The 16,668-nt window shown below is 65.1% G+C and carries 13 protein-coding genes and 1 other RNA gene; 11 read left to right on the top strand and 3 right to left on the bottom strand.

Translation table 11 applies throughout. The features are described from left to right. Positions 1-28: 28 nt before the first annotated feature. From R1Z03_RS17540 to R1Z03_RS17530, 3 genes are all read right to left on the bottom strand, one after another. Complete coding sequence (locus R1Z03_RS17540; protein WP_317353365.1) at positions 29-1,246, bottom strand: RtcB family protein; 1,218 nt, start codon at positions 1,244-1,246, stop codon at positions 29-31. 48 nt (positions 1,247-1,294) lie between these two features. Beyond that, complete coding sequence (locus R1Z03_RS17535; protein ID WP_317353362.1) at positions 1,295-2,104, bottom strand: hypothetical protein; 810 nt, start codon at positions 2,102-2,104, stop codon at positions 1,295-1,297. Positions 2,105-2,673: 569 nt separating this feature from the next. Next, complete coding sequence (locus R1Z03_RS17530; protein ID WP_317353357.1) at positions 2,674-4,227, bottom strand: RNA-binding protein; 1,554 nt, start codon at positions 4,225-4,227, stop codon at positions 2,674-2,676. Between the two features lie 218 nt (positions 4,228-4,445). Here R1Z03_RS17530 and rtcR point away from each other — a divergent pair, with 218 nt between their 5' ends. The 11 genes from rtcR (at position 4,446) to R1Z03_RS17475 (ending at position 16,662) form a co-directional block, all read left to right on the top strand. Further along, on the top strand, positions 4,446-6,065 hold the full coding sequence (gene rtcR, locus R1Z03_RS17525; RefSeq protein ID WP_317353354.1) for an RNA repair transcriptional activator RtcR: 1,620 nt from the start codon (positions 4,446-4,448) through the stop codon (positions 6,063-6,065). Between the two features lie 10 nt (positions 6,066-6,075). After that, positions 6,076-6,517, top strand: an RNA gene (gene rnpB / locus R1Z03_RS17520) — RNase P RNA component class A. 181 nt (positions 6,518-6,698) lie between these two features. Beyond that, entirely contained in the window at positions 6,699-7,109 is a 411-nt protein-coding gene (locus tag R1Z03_RS17515; protein ID WP_317353351.1) for a hypothetical protein, read from the top strand. Further along, a complete protein-coding gene (locus R1Z03_RS17510; RefSeq protein WP_317353348.1) occupies positions 7,099-7,737 on the top strand; it encodes a hypothetical protein in 639 nt (212 codons plus the stop codon). Before R1Z03_RS17515 ends, R1Z03_RS17510 begins: the two co-directional genes overlap by 11 nt. After that, positions 7,734-8,363: a C39 family peptidase gene (locus tag R1Z03_RS17505; protein WP_317353345.1), complete on the top strand. Its 630-nt coding sequence runs from the start codon at positions 7,734-7,736 to the stop codon at positions 8,361-8,363. Before R1Z03_RS17510 ends, R1Z03_RS17505 begins: the two co-directional genes overlap by 4 nt. After that, positions 8,356-9,279, top strand: coding sequence for a hypothetical protein (locus R1Z03_RS17500; RefSeq protein WP_317353342.1), 924 nt, complete (start codon positions 8,356-8,358; stop codon positions 9,277-9,279). The genes R1Z03_RS17505 and R1Z03_RS17500 overlap by 8 nt, the downstream gene beginning before the upstream one ends. Positions 9,280-9,292: 13 nt before the next feature. Beyond that, positions 9,293-9,691, top strand: coding sequence for a hypothetical protein (locus R1Z03_RS17495; protein WP_272565253.1), 399 nt, complete (start codon positions 9,293-9,295; stop codon positions 9,689-9,691). A gap of 63 nt (positions 9,692-9,754) precedes the next feature. Further along, positions 9,755-11,155, top strand: a complete 1,401-nt coding sequence (locus R1Z03_RS17490) for a hypothetical protein (protein ID WP_284404771.1) — start codon at positions 9,755-9,757, stop codon at positions 11,153-11,155. Then, positions 11,152-12,174, top strand: a complete 1,023-nt coding sequence (locus R1Z03_RS17485) for a polyprenyl synthetase family protein (RefSeq protein WP_284429670.1) — start codon at positions 11,152-11,154, stop codon at positions 12,172-12,174. Before R1Z03_RS17490 ends, R1Z03_RS17485 begins: the two co-directional genes overlap by 4 nt. Positions 12,175-12,206: 32 nt before the next feature. Next, positions 12,207-14,099, top strand: a complete 1,893-nt coding sequence (locus tag R1Z03_RS17480; protein ID WP_317353335.1) for a hypothetical protein — start codon at positions 12,207-12,209, stop codon at positions 14,097-14,099. Positions 14,100-14,103: 4 nt separating this feature from the next. After that, on the top strand, positions 14,104-16,662 hold the full coding sequence (locus R1Z03_RS17475; protein WP_317353332.1) for a hypothetical protein: 2,559 nt from the start codon (positions 14,104-14,106) through the stop codon (positions 16,660-16,662). The last annotated feature ends 6 nt before the right edge of the window (positions 16,663-16,668 follow it).

Raw genomic sequence — 16,668 nt, 5'->3', positions numbered from 1 at the left:
GATCCGATGGTGGGCCGTGGTGCGCTCGCTATCCCTTCACGCACACCACCTGCTTGAGCGTGTACACCACTTCCACCAGGTCTTCCTGCGCCGCCATCACGGCGTCGATGTCCTTGTAGGCCATCGGGATCTCGTCGATCACATCGGCGTCCTTGCGGCATTCCACCCCTTCGGTGGCGGCGATCTGGTCGGCAACGGTGTAGAGCTTCTTGGCCTTGGTGCGGCTCATCTTGCGGCCCGCGCCGTGGCTGCAGCTCATGAAGCTCTCCGGGTTGCCCTTGCCGCGCACGATGAAGCTCTTGGCGCCCATGCTGCCGGGAATGATGCCCAGTTCGCCGGCCTTGGCGCTCACGGCGCCCTTGCGGGTGATGAACACGTCTTCGCCGAAGTGCGTTTCGCGGCTCACGTAGTTGTGGTGGCAGTTCACCGCTTCCACATGGGCCTCGAAGGGCTTGGCGATCACCTTGCGGGCGGCCGCGATCACGCGCTGCATCATCACCTCGCGGTTGGCGCGCGCGAACTTCTGCGCCCAGCCCACGGCGCGCACGTAGTCGCCGAAATACCGGGCGCCTTCCTCGAAGTAGGCCAGGTCCTGGTCGGGCAGGTTGCGCTGGTGCAGCTCGGCATCCTTCTTGGCCAGCTCGATGAAGTGCGTGCCGATGGCGTTGCCCACTCCGCGCGAGCCCGAATGCAGCATGAACCACACGCCACCGTGTTCGTCCAGGCACACCTCGATGAAGTGGTTGCCGGTGCCCAGCGTTCCCAGGTGCTTGTGGTGGTTGGTGCTGGCAAAGCGCGGGTAGTCCTCGCAGATCGCGTCGAACTCGCCCTTCAGCGAGGCCCAGGCCGCATCGCTCTCATCGGGCGGCGTTTCCCACGCGCCCTTGTCGCGGCCCATGCGGCGCGGGTTGCTGCCGTGCGGCACGGCCTTCTCGATCGCGAAGCGCAGCGGGCCCAGGTTGTCCGGCAGGTCGTTGGCGTGCAGCGTGGTCTTGCACGCCATCATTCCGCAGCCGATGTCCACGCCCACGGCTGCCGGGATGATGGCCTTGAAGGTGGGGATCACCGATCCCACCGTGGCCCCGATGCCGTAGTGCACATCGGGCATGGCGGCCACGTGCTTGAACACGATGGGCAGGCGCGCCGCGTTCTCCAGTTGCTTCTGGGCCTCGTCCTCCACGGGTACGCCCTGGGTCCACATCTTGATGGGGACGCCGTTTTCCACATTGCGTTGCAGGTAGTTCATTGCGTTCTTCTTTCTTGTCGTTTGTCTGTCTGTCTTATTTTCGGGTGCTCATTCACTGACCCGGTCGAACACCGCTTCCACGATCTGTCGCGGGCCCGTGCAGTTGCCACAGGTGCAGTGCGCGGGTTGTGCCATGGCGCTGGTGTCCAGCGCCAGGATCTTCTGTGCAAAGCGCTGGCGGTTACCGGGGTCGAGCATCCAGGCTTTCATCGCCTCGCGGAATTGCGGCTGGTCTTCGGCAAAGGCGTTCTGGATTTCGTTCTTTCCCCAGAAGTCCCAGTAGCTCGCCTCGGCGTACCGCAGCACGGCGCTTTGGCGCTCGTCGTTCAGCCAGTGCGCCAGCAGCGGTTGCACGTCCACTCCGCCCTTGTGGAACATCAACAGGATGTCGAAGGCGTTCGCGCCGTTGAACGGGCTGGGCTCGCGCCCGGCGTGCCCCAGGCCTTCGTGGAAGAAGGCCAGGGCGTAAGCGTCCACGGCGGCGCGCTCCTGGGGCGACAGGGCATTGGCCGGGCAGTTGCCCAGGCGGTCCAGGTACAGCTCGGTCGAGTGGTGCAGCTCCTCGCCCAGGGCCATCAGTTCCAGCATGCGGGGCAGGAAGTAGAGCAGTTCCTCGGCCGGCTGCTCGCTGCCCTTGGCAGAGCTGTTGTATTCGTAGAAGTGGCGGGTCGTTATGCGGCGCAGCGGCAGGCGCCGCATCTCGCGTTCCATGGCCTCGTCCATGCAGCAGGCCGTGCACACATCCAGCTTCTGTGTCGGAGCGCCATGGCGCTGGAAGGCGGCATAGACGGCATCCACTGCCTCGCGCAGGGCGGGCGGCAGCATGGCGGCCTGCGCCGCGGGGGCGTTCGTTTTCATCGGTTTCTTTCCTGTTGGGTCCGCCATGGGGCTCAGCCCTTCCGGCGCATTCAAAAAAAGAGGTGACAAGGGGTGTCGGGTTGCGCCATTGAGCTACCTGCCGAAGCAGACCGGGGATTGAACCCGGAACCTTCAGAGCCCGAGGGCCCCGACGCTCTACCTGTAAACCCGTCTGCATTCACCTCGCAAACACACAAAAAAAGCAGCGACAAGGATCGACGAAACGTCGTGCTCTACCACTGAGCTACGGCTTTCGACCGGCGGGATTCGAACCCGCGACCACGAGAGTAGAAGTCTGTAGTTCCGTCAGCATTCGCTGCAAAAAAAGCAGTGCGACAAGGGTGGCAAGACATGGACCACGCCGCGGTGCGGCGCTGGGATTCGAACCCCGGTCCCTCCAGATGTAGTCCTGCCTGCATTCGCACATTCATTCATCGATGGCCTTCCCGTTCGGCGACAAACAGGCGGTGCGACCGGGATGTAGTCACACCTGCATTCGCCGAACGACAGCCGTCATTCCCACGATCGGGTGCCCTGAATTGGCATTCATGGCACCTTCTCGCCGATCGTCAGATCGGGGTGTCCTCGATCACTCCGACCCAATGCGCCGCGACCATGCCCCCTGCGGCATACACCGCCAGCAGCTTGAACACTTCGTCGCTGAAGCCGCCGATGTTCAGCACATCGGGCTGCTCCTGCGCCTGCGTCGTTGCGCAAGGCTGGATGTCGATGCACACCAGCCGGGCCGTCGGGTTGCGCTGCTTGAACGCCGCCCACTCCTGCATGGTCGCGGTGCCCCGGCCCCGTGCACGGTCGGCCCACGATTCGTTGTCGGACACCAGCACCACCAGCTCGGCCTGCGCCTTCTCGCGGTTCAGCAGGGCCAGCGGTGCGCTGCACGACGTTCCGCCGCCGCCCACCGCGGCCAGCTTGGCCGCATTGGTCATGACCGAATCGCGGGGATTCAGTGGCAGCGGCACCACCTTCGTTTCGAAGGGCAGCACACGCGCATCCGCATTGCGGCGCAGCACGGCAGCGGCCACCAGGGCGGCCACGTCGATGCACCGCACCGCGGAGGTCGCTGAGCCCCGGTGGCCCGTCACCGGCGAGCCCATCGAGCCCGACACATCGGGGCAAACCACCACGCGGCCTTCGAACTGCGGCACATTGGCCAGCGCGAGTTCCATCGCATCCTGCAGCGCTTCCTTCACCACCGTCGGCACGTCGGCGCCGCAGGCGGTGTACGCCGCCATCAACTGGTACGGCAGCACGCGGGCCTTGGCCACGGCCTGCGGGTCACGCAGCTTGGCGGCCACGGCATCGGCCAGGCCTGGCAGCGCGAACACGCCATGCCGGGCAAAGGTGTTCAGGTTCTGGCGCACCATCTGCCACGAGCCGCGCTGTGCAATCGTGGCCCAGGCCGATGCGTCCAGCTCCAGCGCGGTCAGCATCTGGAAAGGCACGTCGGGCACGGGCTGCGTGCGGTCTTGCTTGAAGCGTTCGAAGGCCTGCGTCAGTGGAGGCAGCGCCTCCTGCGCATAAGGGCGACCGATCAGCCAGGCGAACCACGCGGCGCGCCAGGCTTCCGTGGGCTTGGGGTGCACCATCTTCACCACGTCGGCCAGCGACGGCGTGTTGCCCACGGCGGCGTTCAGCAGTTGCGCCTCGGTGGCGTCGAGCAGCCATTGCTGCACCAGCTTTTTCGGACGCGTGCCGAGCGATTTGCGGCCTACCGCGCCGGAGCGCAGCATCTGCACGAAATTGCGCAGCATCTTGCCGTTGTCGATCACGCGGCCGAACACCTGGGCCAGCAGGGCCACATCGCGAACCGCCAGCGTGGCCGCCAGCAGGGCCGGCATGTCTTTCATGGAGCCGGCACGGCGCACATACAGGGCCGTCTTCGCCAAGAACACCGGATCGACTTCGCGGGCCAGGGCTTGGACGGCGTCGAGCTGGTCCTGCGCCTGGGCATAGAAGGTGCTGTGGAGGCAGCCGGTGGCGGCCAACTGCGCCAGTTGGTGCTTGGGCGACAGGGCATAAGCCACACCACCGGCCTGGTTGCGCACGGTGGCAGCGGGGAGCAGGGTGCCGCGCAGCGTCTGGAAGAGTTGGTGGTTGGTCATGTGCTTTTGCTCCGTTCTTTGGTTCTCGGTGGATTTGTCTTTTCGACTTTCCTTTTTCACTGCAACCGGTGTGCCAACTGTGGTTTTGAATGGATGGAAAATCTCTTAAGTCAATGATTTGATTCGATATTTTTTAATTCTCTTGCCATTTCTGCGGCACTGCATGGAGCGTAGAATGCTTTAATTTTTATAAAATTAGCTGGTTTTTTATCCAAAAGATGAAGAAGAAAAACGTGGTGATCGGCTTTCTGGGCACCCAACTCGACTCGGGCAAGGGGGCAGGGCGTTGGGAGAAGTGGCGCCCGACGCTTTCGCTGGTGCAGCACGACGACGTGGTCATCGCGCGGATGGAGTTGTTCTACACAGCTTCCCACCAGGAACTGGCCGAGCGGGTGCGCACCGATATCCAGGCGGCCTCGCCCGAAACCACGGTGGCGCTGGTGCCGCTCGCCGTTGCCGACCCCTGGGACTTCGGCGAGGTCTACGCCAAGCTCTTCGACTGGACGCAGGGCTACGCTTTCGACACCGAGCGCGAGGAGTATTGGACGCACATCACCACCGGCACGCACGTGGCGCAGATCTGCCTTTTCCTGCTGGTGGAGTCGCGACGCATTCCGGGCGTGCTCGTGCAGACGTCGCCCCCAAAGCGCCAGCAGGCGGGCGATCCCGGCAGCTACGCGCTGATCGATCTGGACCTGTCGCGCTACGACGTGATCGCCCAGCGCTTCGGCGCCGAGCAGCGCGATGCGGTGGATTTCCTCAAGAGCGGCATTGCCACGCGCAATGCCCGTTTCAACGCGCTGATCGAAGAGGTGGAGCGGGTGGCGGTGCGATCGCGCGCGCCCATCCTCTTTACCGGGCCGACCGGTGCGGGCAAGTCGCATCTGGCGCGGCGCATGTTCGAGTTGAAGAAAGCCCGCCACCAGGTGGGGGGCGAATTCGTGGAGGTGAACTGCGCCACGCTGCAGGGCGACGGCGCCGCGTCCACGCTGTTCGGGCACAAGAAAGGCGCCTTCACCGGTGCGGCGGCCGACCGTGCGGGCCTGCTGCGCACGGCGCACAAAGGCGTGCTGTTTCTCGACGAGATCGGTGAGTTGGGCCTGGACGAGCAGGCCATGCTGCTCAAGGCCGTGGAGGAAAAGCGGTTTTATCCCATGGGCAGCGACCGCGAGGTGGCCAGCGATTTCGAACTGATCGCCGGCACCAACCGCGACCTGCGGGCCGAGGTGGCGGCCGGGCGCTTTCGCGAAGACCTGTACGCGCGCATCAACCTGTGGAGCTACCAGTTGCCGGGCCTGGCCCAGCGGCCCGAGGACATCGAGCCCAATGTGGACCACCTGCTGGCGCGATGCGGCGTGGAACTGGGCCGCACGGTGCGCCTGTCGGCCGAGGCGCGGTCGGTGTACCTGCGCTATGCGCAGTCCCCCGAGGCGCTGTGGAGCGGCAACTTCCGCGACCTGTCGGCCAGCGCCACCCGCCTGGCCACGCTGGCCGAGGGCGGGCGCATCGGCCTGCCGCTGGTGGAGGCGGAGATCGCGCGCCTGCAGTGGCTGTGGCAACCCCTCGGTTCGTCAGGCCGCAGCCAGGATGGCGATGCAGTGGATCTGGCCGCACTGCTGGGCGAGCCACAGGTGCAGGCCATGGACCTCTTCGACCGGTTGCAGTTGGCGGCCGTGTTGCAGGTGTGCCGCGGGGCGCGCACGCTGTCTGACGCGGGGCGGCAGTTGTTCCAGGCCTCGCGCGCGCAGCGCGCGGTGGTCAACGATGCGGACCGGCTGCGCAAATACCTGTCGCGATTCGGCCTGGACTGGGAGCGGGTGCGCAGCGGTGGACGATAATCGCCCCTGTGAAGCGCGCCAGACCGCCGCTGGTGCAATCTGGGAAACCAGGCACTGGAGGAACGTCCGGACTGCACAGGACAGCGTAGCAGCTAACGGCTGCCCACCGTGAGGTGAGGATCAGAGCAACAGAGACGAGTCGCAAGCAGGCGGCAAGCCACCGAAGGTGTTCTATCGGTCACCCGCGCAAGCGGGTACGGCTGGCGCAAGCCAGGCGGTGTGTGGCGAAAGCCGCAAAGACCATAGCCACCCGAAGCGGGCGGCGCCTGCTTCGGGTGAAACGGGCAATCTCTACGCGCAGCAATACCAAGTAGGCCAGCGTTGATGTGGTTCCGCAGAGCTGGCGGGTAGGTAGCATCGAGCCGTGGTGGCGACACCCGGCCCAGAGTAATGGCGGTCACGCCGCAGGCAACTGCGGTGCACAGAATCCGGCTTATCGGCGCGCTTCACACTTTTCTTTCCACGCAGGCATCTGGCCTGGCACGCGCCAGGATGGTCTGGCATGCCACTGCGCTGGCATCCTGCGATGCATCGGCCATGCCGCTGCAGCAGGGGTTCATGGGCGCATGCCGCCTCGGTACAGGCGGGTGATCGGCCCTGTCTTGCTTTCCTAAAAAATGCGGGTACCCCGCGGTGTCTTTCTTCCCAGGCGTCGCTGAGGACGCGGTCAAACCGCGCTTGGCCGCGGCCACCGCCTGTGTCGTTCATCCACCCGGTGCATGCCTTGGGGCGGTCTTCAGAACGCTTCAGAAGTCTTCAGCAGGATTGGCCCGGCTTTCATGCCGCGACCCGTCCAATCCCACCAGAATATTCACAGCCACTCTTCAGAAACTTCTGGCAGGGGCGCTGTCGAAAGCGCCTTTGCGCGGCCTGATCGAAGCCTTGATGGCGATGCCTTTTTCGCCATGCCTGAACGAAAACGGGAACGTGTTGCGCCGTGGCCTTGACAAGAAAGCATTGCGCGGATGCACCGCTCCCGCTCTTGAATTGATTTGCCCGATGGTGATTTTTTCTTTCCTCAAAGGATGTAGACATGAGCAGTGATCCATTCACCCAGATCCTCAACGAAATCCTGCAGGGACTCGTCACGCAGTTCAATGGGGAAATCGGTGGGGCCATCCGGGGCGCCGGTTATGACCCGTATCCCAACGTCGCCTCGGGGTCCGCCAGCATCGGAGTGGGCACGGCTTCTTATTCCGTCTCCAATCTCACGGGCATCTCGTCCCTGCAGATCCAGGACATGGTGGTTGGCAACGTCACTTCGTCCGGTGCCAGTATTTCCGGTACGGTGAATTTCCATGCGGTCCTGAACAGTTCCTTGAGCGCGCAGGCCGGTGGCAGCGTGAAGGTGCTGTTCGTCGATCCGGGCATCTCCGGCAGCATCCGGATCGACAACCCCAGCATCTCCGGCACGGCGCAGTTCCAGGCCGGCACGGCCGGCGGCAAGCTCTGCCTGAACCAGCTGTCGGGCATGAATGCGAACTTCAACTACGGCAACGCCTCGGTCTGGATCGATGGCCTGGGGCCGCTCAACTACCTGCTGCAGCCCGTGGAGAACCTGATTCTGGATGCGGCCAAGGGCGCCATCAGCGGGCTCATCTCATCGCAGATCAACAGCATCGTCAGTCGGGAACTGAACCAGGCGCTGCCCCAGTGCGTGCCTTTTCCATGAGGGTGAGGATCGAGCCGCTGGCCCGCACGACGCAGCGCATCGGCCCGATGTTTCCCGCCTGGCAGGAGGCCGGGGCGAGCACGGGGCAGGCGCTGAACCTGCCGCTGGAGCCGCAGCTGCGCACCAACTGGTGCTGGGCCGCGGTGACCTGTGCGGTCGCCGCGCACTACGGCGATACCTCCTGGCGGCAGGACACGCTGGCCTGGCGCATTCTCGCGCCGGACGACGTGCTTCCCAACTGCCTGCCGCCACTCGCGCTTCTCCTGGAGCCCCGCTACGACCAGCAAGCCGCGATGGAGCGCACCCTGCGCTACGTGAACTGCCTGGCCGGATGGAGCAGTGGACGACCGCCGTTTCGCCGCCTGATGCGCGAGCTAGACGATGGCCGGCCGGTCGCGGTGGCGATCCGCTGGCATGCGGGGCCGCAGCATTACGTGCTGGTGGACGGCTACTGCCGAACGAAGCGCACGGTCTCGGTCGCCGACCCTCAATGCGGCCGCGCCACGGTCGATTTCGATGATTTTCCGTTGCACTACCGCCATGGCGGCGAGTGGATGGAAACCTACTGGACACACAACCCCCGATCGGCCAACCCGACACGCAAAGGAGAGGTGGAATATGAGTAGCTACGACGTCGCGCTGGTGCTGGATGCCGGCACCCTCAACCAGGGCATGACCCAGCTGTATGCCAATGCCCAGGCCAAGCAGAAGCTGTTCCAGGGCGTTCAGGACGTGGGCCAGATGGGCATCACCTCCGTCAACTGGAGCATCGATGCGGTGCCCCAGTTCGTGCTGGCGCCACCGACCCTCACGCAGTGGAACGACAAGAACACGTTCGTGCCGTCGGGCCAGACGAAGCCGAAAGATCCGACCGACCAGATGTTCCAGGTGCAGCTGGCGTCGGTGTCCACCACGTTCAACATGCAGAGCGGGCCGCCATCCCCGCTGACGTTCTCGTTCACCCTGTTTGCGCAGGTGACCGTGTCCGGCAACCAGATCCAGCTGGGATCGGTGGCGGTGCTGCCGGTCAATCCGACCGGCGCTACGGAGTTCATGCTCCAGGTGATCTGCGGGATCGTCTACACCAAGGTCCAGGCCCTGCTGCAGGGCTACCAGATCCCACCCAGCATCACGGTGGAAGGGCAGAGCTTCACCCCGCCGGTCATGACCGTCACCGGATCGCACCTGGTGCTGGCAAGCAACCTGGTGGCCAACGGCACGCCGGATATCAGCGGCGTGCAGTGGCCGCAGCAGGCGCTGGGTGTGCTCGTCGGCCGCAAGCTGCTGACCGCGCTGGTGGCCCAGTACAGCGGTGCGATCGTGCAGAAGATGGATGCCGCGCAGGTCAATGCCAGCGACAGCAACTGGACAGGAAGCTACTCGCTCGACGGCGGGATCAGCAACGCCTCCATCGCGGTGGCATCCACGCTGCCCAACATCAACATCACCGCCACCTTCGCCGCCACCGCCTCGGTGGGCGTTTCATGGTGGCTGGTGCCAGCCGCCTGCGCCCTGGAAGCCGCCTCGAACCTGCTGCCCTGATTGGAGCCACACCATGGTTGACTTTGCCAAAGCCGATTTCGCCACCAGCCCCACGCCGCTGACTTTCACCGTCGCCCCCGTGGTGTCGGGGTCGAACACCGTCCAGCTGCAGCTGCAGCCGCTGCCGAGCTTCACGATCACCTACGCCGAAGACGGCAGCGGGTGGGAGAAGTTCAACGCGGGGCTGCTCAAGCACGTGGCGACCACCATCATCGGCGTTGCCACGCCCTTCATCACATCCACCATCCAGAGCAAGGCGCAGGCCTATCTGAACGACAAAGCCTCGTTCCCGGTGCCGCCCATCCCCATCACGTTCGAAGGCATCAGTCTGAGTCTGACGGCGTCGAATCTGAACATTTCCGCCGCGGATGCGGACCACCTGCTGATCACGGCCACCGTCAATGTTTCCTGACCTGTCGTCCCCGCCCACCGGACCCGGTCACATCGCACGAGGAGAATTTTCATGAGCGCTGGAATGCAAGCTTTTCAAGCCGGCTGGAAGAATCAGCCAGCTGCCACCCTGAACGCCGCCTTGCCCCGCCATATCGGGCTCGGGGACATCCCAATGCTGCCGCTGTCGCGCGCGCTCGACATGCCCGCGCAGGCCGGGTTCGCGCGCGGCTCGCTGGGCATCGACCTGTCGGGCATGCAACTGGTGCTGGCCGGCGACGGGCCGCTCGCGGTCGAATGCAGCAGCGATGCGCAAGGCCGCTGCGTGCTCGCCGTGCGCCTGCAGGGCATTGAACTGCAAGGCACGCACGCCCTGAAAGGCACGCAGATCTGGGAGACCGGACTGGATGGCGCCGGCACGGCCATGCCCATCGGGGCCCGGCGGCGCGGCGGCAGTGGGGACGACAACGCGCATCCCACCTGGATCCAGACCGCGAACGACCAGCGCGGGTTGCTGCAGAACGTGCCCGGCGGCAATGGACAGACGCTGCTGACCACCTACTCCAATCACCGGGCGGCCTTCAACGACGTGTTCAATGAGCAGAATTTCCAGGCGTACGCGTTCCAGCAAGGCTGGGGCAACTCCGCCGTCTCCGAAATGGCCGACGACACCAATACGGCGTTGACCGAGGGGGGGGTGGTCAACGATCCCGTCAAGACCTACTACAACTCGAGCACGGGAATCACCACCAACTACAACGGCCATGCCCAGAACCAGAAGCTGGGCCTGCTCACCACCCTGACCGCCATGGCCAAGGGCGCAGACCCCAACAATCCCACGGACCCCACCAACCCCTACAACCAGGCGGCCGCTGCGACCATGGGCTTTGGCTCGAGCATCGTGCAGAACGTCAAGGTGACGAACCCCAATGTGACCAAGATCGAAGACTTGCCCCCATTGCAGAAAGACGGCGTCTACGAATTGGTGCAGAACGGCACGCCGGCGCCAATGCCTTCGGTGGATGACGTGCATAACTTCCTGAATGGCAGCCCGATCGGCGGCCGCGATGCGCAGGGCAACAGCTGGACGTGGTCGCTCAGCGAGGACGAGCGCGCGTTCGTGCGCAAGCTCCAGGCAGACATCGCCGAGCATGCCGCGCGGGTGGCCGCGCAAAAGCCGGTGGCCCTGGTGACGGGGGCGCTGCACGCGCGCCTTGCATGCCATGTGTATCTGCAGTTCGGTGCGCAGGGCGACCAGGGCGTACCGACCCTGATTGACGGGCGTGTCGAGCTGGACGGCTTCGACCTGCACTTCGACGATGGCGCGTGGAACGGTGCCCTGGGCGACGGCCCGGCGCAGGCCGCGCGCGATGCCTTGTCCGAGGCGCGCTTCATCAAAAGCCTGGTGCACGACCGCATTGCCGATGCACTGGAGCGCGCGCTGGTCCAGCCGCTCGCCAGGGCCCTGCTGGATTCGCAGCCGTGAGGATTGGCGCCGCTGCGCCGGACCCGGTCCACGCCATCCTGCAGGGGCTGATGGCGGCGGACATGCAGGGCTTCAAGGGGAAATTGGACCAGGCGCTGCAGCCGCAGCAGGGCTATCTGACCGATGCGGAGATGTCGCTCTACCAGGGGGGCAAGAAGCTGCGCCCGCTGATGCTGCTGCTGACCGCGCGGCTTTTCCAGCCCGACGGCGAGCTGCCGAACAAGGTGCTGCGCGCCTCCGCGTCGCTGGAGATGCTGCATGTGGCGAGCCTGATCCACGACGACATCATTGACCACGCCTCGCTGCGGCGGGGCCACGCCAGCGTCAACGCCGCGCGCGGCACCGAGATGGCGATCATGATCGGCGACATGCAGTTCCTGCAGGCCGTGCGCTGCTTCGTCGATGCGATCGAGGACGCGAACGACATGCAGCTCGTGAAATGGGTGCTGGACTCGGCCTTCGACATCTGCCGCGGCGAGATCGACGAGATGACCACGCAGCCGTACTGGCATCCGGACTCGCTGATGAGCCGCTACCTCACCACGGTGGACCGCAAGACCGCCGTGCTGTTCGGCCTGGCCTGCGAGGCCGGCGCCGCGCTCATGCGCGCGCGCACCTCGGAGTTGCGCCGCCTCGGCTCTTTCGGTCGCTACATGGGCCGTGCGTTCCAGATGATGGACGACATCTTCGACCTCGCGCATTCCGATGCGGAAGCCGGCAAGTGCAGGGGCATCGACCTGCACCAGCGGCGCATCACCCTGCCCATCATCCATGCGATGAAGCTGTTCGGCGATGCGCACCCCATGGTGCGCTATCTGCGCGACACGCAGACGCCGCCGCCCGAGCAGATCAACGCCTGGGTCGATGAGATCCGCCGCTCCGACGCCTTCGCGCTGGCCTATGCCCAGGCGCGGGGTACCGCGCTGCAGGCTGTGCAGTACCTGCAGAACCTGCCCCACGGCCCGCACCTGAAGGCATTGCACGACATCACGTTGCATGTCGTGGACCGACCCTACTGACTGACCGCCAATATTTTCGAGAGGATGCCGCCATGGGCTTGCAGCTATTCCATTTCGTGTACGACACGCTGATGCAGAAGGCCAACGACAACGCGCCTGACAACAGCCTTTTCCTGCCGGTCGCGCTGTCCGGCATGACGGATGGGAGCGGCAACAAGTATCTGCCGCTGAAGGGCAATCAATGGAACCTGGACAACATCGGCGGCGCGCAGGACATCTCGGCCGACATGGCCACGTCCTGGTTCCAGGCCCTGTTTCCGCTGATCGGCCAGCTGAGCCTGCAGACCAACCCCACGCCCCCCGTCACGCAGCAGATGGTCGATGACGCCAAGGCCGCCGTGACCTACATCATGTCGCAGCACCTGAACGTGATTCCGTATCCCGGCGTGGGGCCGGATCTGGACGTGAGCAGCATCGAGATCCAGGGGCTGGCGAACATCCAGGTCAGTGGAGAGCCCCCGGCGGTCACCACCAGCAACGCCGGCTATACCGCTGAGATCACGCTGGACCTCAATGCCTACGCCTCCACAGGGCAGGACTGGAACCAGCCGCTGGCGCTGGCAGGCCCTGAAAAGGGAACGGACAGCACGACCAGCCCCCCCACTGCCTTCGACGGGCTGGGGTTCACGCTCAAGCAGTGCCTGTGCTTCGTCGACAAGCAGATGAACATCGTTGCCCCGCCGCCGACACTGGGGCTCACGCTCTCGTCCGACCATGCGAACGGCTTCGAGTGCCTGGCCACGGGCATCGCGCTGCTGACCCTGTCGAACGCGAAGGTGGTTTCGGGAACGACCGTCGCCGTGGACGGCACCGGCAACAGCGCGGCGCTGCAGATCGACCTGAACACCGTCCAGCTCGTCGCGGTGCAAGGCACCACGCCCACGTTCACGCTGCAGAACCTGCAGTACCAGAGCATCTCGCCGGTGCCCTTTCCCGCCTACATCAACACCAGCGTCTTCTATGCGCCGTGGAGCCAGTTCTTCAAGCAGGTGCTGTCCACCGGGGATGCGGCCCAACTGCTGAGCACCCAGGTCAACAACGCGCTGATGGACTCGGGCAACCGGACCCAGGTCGGGAAGCTGCTCAACCAGCAGTTGAAGAGCGCCTTCGACGACATCTTCGGCAGCACCCAGGTGGCAGGCAGCACCGTGGACACCGATGCCAACGCGGTGGACAAATACCTGTTCGACCGGGCGCGCGGCGCGCTCAACGACCCGAGCAGCTACGTCTATCTGCCGACCCTGGTGCTGGGATCGACATCGCCGGTACTGGAGCCCTACACCGCCGTCAACCTGAGCATTCCCGGCCCTTTCAAGACGTCGATCATGGGGCAGAACATCGCGCTGTCGGACATCGTGCTCCAGAGCCTGGCGGTCCAGGGGCTGTCGAACGTGGTGGCGCCTCCGAACAATATCGTCTTTGGGGGCGATCCCACCAATCCGCAGGCCAGCGCCACGCTGCTGCTGGGCACCATGAACCCCGGGCCGACGGTGAAAGTGAAGGGTGCCCCCCGCACGGTGCCCTCGCCGCCGGCCACCGCCAGCACGCCATTCACCCTGAACGTGCAGGTCAACCAGAACGCCCCCATCCCGCTGAGCGGCACCCTGAATCTCAGCCTCCAGAACAACAGCAACACGCTGGGCATCCAGACCGCGCTGACCGCGTCGGGCGATACGCCGGACGACCTGGAGCTGACCTACAGCCAGATCCGGCTGGTGGCGGGCGACCAGGATGTGCTGCTCACCATCTCGCTGCCGGACGACGAGAGTGCCTATGCGATGTTCATCAATGCCTTCCTCAGCCAGTCGCAGTTGATCGAGCAGGTGGTGTCAGCCCTGAACGACGCTATTGCCGACACCCTCCAGCAGATCAGCGACGCGGCGACCCAGTTCGCCCGCTCGGCCTTCAAGAACCTGGGGCAGTGACGCCATGAGCAACGACATCTACACCACCCTCCAGGGCGTCCTGAAGACCGACGCGGCCAGCAAGGTTCTGCAACTGGCCCAAAGCCAGTTTCCCGGCCCGATCCAGACGGCGCTCGGCTACTACCTGAACGGCATCACGCTGCAGCTCGGCCCGTCCGCCAGCCTGGCGGTCGATCCGTCCAGCAAGCAACTGCAGCTGCAGGCGCAGCTCGACGGCGCCGATCTCGATCTGCAGGCGACCCCGAGCGGCGCCACGCTGACGCTCACCAGCAAGCAGTACACCGATGCGCAGGTGGTGCTGACGTTCAGCCGCGGCGACAGCGGCGTGGAGATGGCGCTGAGCGCCACCATGGGCGCGAGCCTGCAATGGCCGCTGCAAAGCCTGTGGCCTGCGGAACTGGACTGGACGCCGGCCAACCAGATCGCCTTTTCCCAGGGGCAGTTGACGCTGAGTTACGCCACGGGCCCGTCCATCCAGTTCAACGGGCAAGGCAGCCTGCTGTACTCCGACCAGCCCTTCATGAATGCCGCGCTCAGCGTGCAGCGCACCGACCAGGGCGCGGGCGTCATGTTCGGCGCGGTGGTCCAGCAGTGGTCGCCGGGGTCGCTGTGGACGCCCTTGTCGGCACTGACCTTTAACGACAGCGGGGTGGTCGTTTCTACCATCGCGGGCCAGTCCGGCAGCCTGGCCTCGCTCGGCCTGCTGAGCGCGGACGATGTGCCCGCGATCGCGGCCGATTTCGATATCGCCCCCGGCTTCGTGCTGTTTTCGTCGTTGCAACTCACCGACTCCCTGAAGGCGATCGCCAACTTCATGGGCGACGTGTCGCAGCTGGCCTTGTTCGCCACCTATGCCAAGGACGGCGGCGACAAGACGCTCAAGGCGGTGCTGAAGAACACGTTCAGTGCCCAGGGCAACGGGGTGTTCGAGTTCCACGGCTTCAAGCTCGAATGGGAAGACCCGGGCCAGGGCAGCAGCAGCGCGAGCGCCAGTGCGTCCGGTGTCTTCCGGCCCGATGCCAGCACCGAGATCGCGCTGGGCCTGACGGGCAGCATCGTTCCGTCGCAGGGAGATCTGAGCATCACCCTCACGTTGCAGAACTGGAATCAGCCCTTCGGCCTGCAGACCGTGGACATCGTCGAGCTGCAGGGCACGGTGACGGTGGGTGCCGAGGCCGCTGGCGTGACGCTGAGCGCGGGCGGTGACCTCAAGCTGCAAAACCCCAAAGCGCCGCAGTACGAGTTCGACGTGGGTTTCGAAGTGGAGGTGGTGGATTTCGAGGTGCCCAACGGCATCGCGGTCTGGACGCAGGCCGACCAGCAGCCGATGCAGCTGTCCAATGTGTTCAACGCCGCCTTCGCGCTCGACTTCTCCCCGCAGACGCTGGACAACGACCACGAGCCCGAGATCGCCGACGTGGTGCGCTTTCTCGACGAGATCATCAGCATCAAGCAGTTCACCTTCTGGTTCGTGGAAGGGGCGCAGCTGCAGAAGATCGGCGACCGAGGCCCGTTCCCGGCCGGCTTCGGGCTGCAGGCCGAGTTCAGCCTACTGGACCAGGACGATGTGCAGGTGACGGCCACGCTGGCCGAATCGGCCGATGCCAAGGCCGGCTTTTCCGGCTACATCCTGGTGCAGAAAGCGATTGCCTGGGGCAGTGTGTTTGCGCTGTCCGGCTGGGACCCCACCACCAGCAAGCCGAACGGCCAGGGTCCGATGCTGGCGATCGCCGCCACGCCGGATGGCATCGTGGTGCCGCAGATCAATGGCGGCAATCCGGTACGCTTCTATTCGTCGCTGTACCTGAAGTTCCTGGACGTGGTGGAAGACCACCTCTACGCACTCGCCACCACCGACAACCAGTTCCAGCTGGACTATGCGGTGCAGAACGGCCAGCCGACGGGGGGATGCGGCGCGTGGGCCGGCGACCGCATCACGTTCATGCTCAATCCGCAGGCCAAGCAGCTCAGCGCTTCGTTCGGCTTCAACTTCGGCTGGCACGACATCGAGTGGGACGGCATCACCCTCTGGGGCGTGACGCTGGTGCCCAAAATCCAGCTGCCCGATTTCAGCGTGGCGGCCGGCCTGGGCTTCTCGGCCTCGATGCAGGCGCTGGTGGTGACCGGGTATTTCGACTTCAGCCTGTTCGGACTCGACCTGCACCTGGGCGACGAGGCCAGCCCCTACACCCTGCTGAACGTGAACGTGGCCGGCGTCATCGCTCAGCTCAAGGACGTGGCGGGCCACCTGCTCACCGCGTTGAAGCAGGAGGCCTCGGCCCTGATCCAGGCGGTGCTGTCCGGCCTGAGCAGCTTCGTGGCCTGGGTCAAGGACCAGTGGCGCAACTTCGTCAACGGCCTGCAGCTTGTCGGCCAGATCCTGCAGGACCAGTTCAAGCAACTGGGCAAGGACCTCGCCTCGGTGCTGCAAAGCCTCGGCGCCCTGGCGGCCGAAGTGCAGCAGGCCATGGTCGCGCTGGGCTATGAGCTGGAGAAGGTGGCGGACTGGCTGGGCGACCTGTTCGGTTGCCCGATCAGCCACGGGTCCAATGCGCTGCCTTGATGGCGG

Origin of the sequence: Acidovorax sp. BLS4 (assembly GCF_032929295.1) — a bacterium.
Classification (GTDB): Bacteria; Pseudomonadota; Gammaproteobacteria; order Burkholderiales; family Burkholderiaceae_C; genus Paracidovorax.
This window is presented reverse-complemented; position numbering and strand designations above follow the sequence as displayed.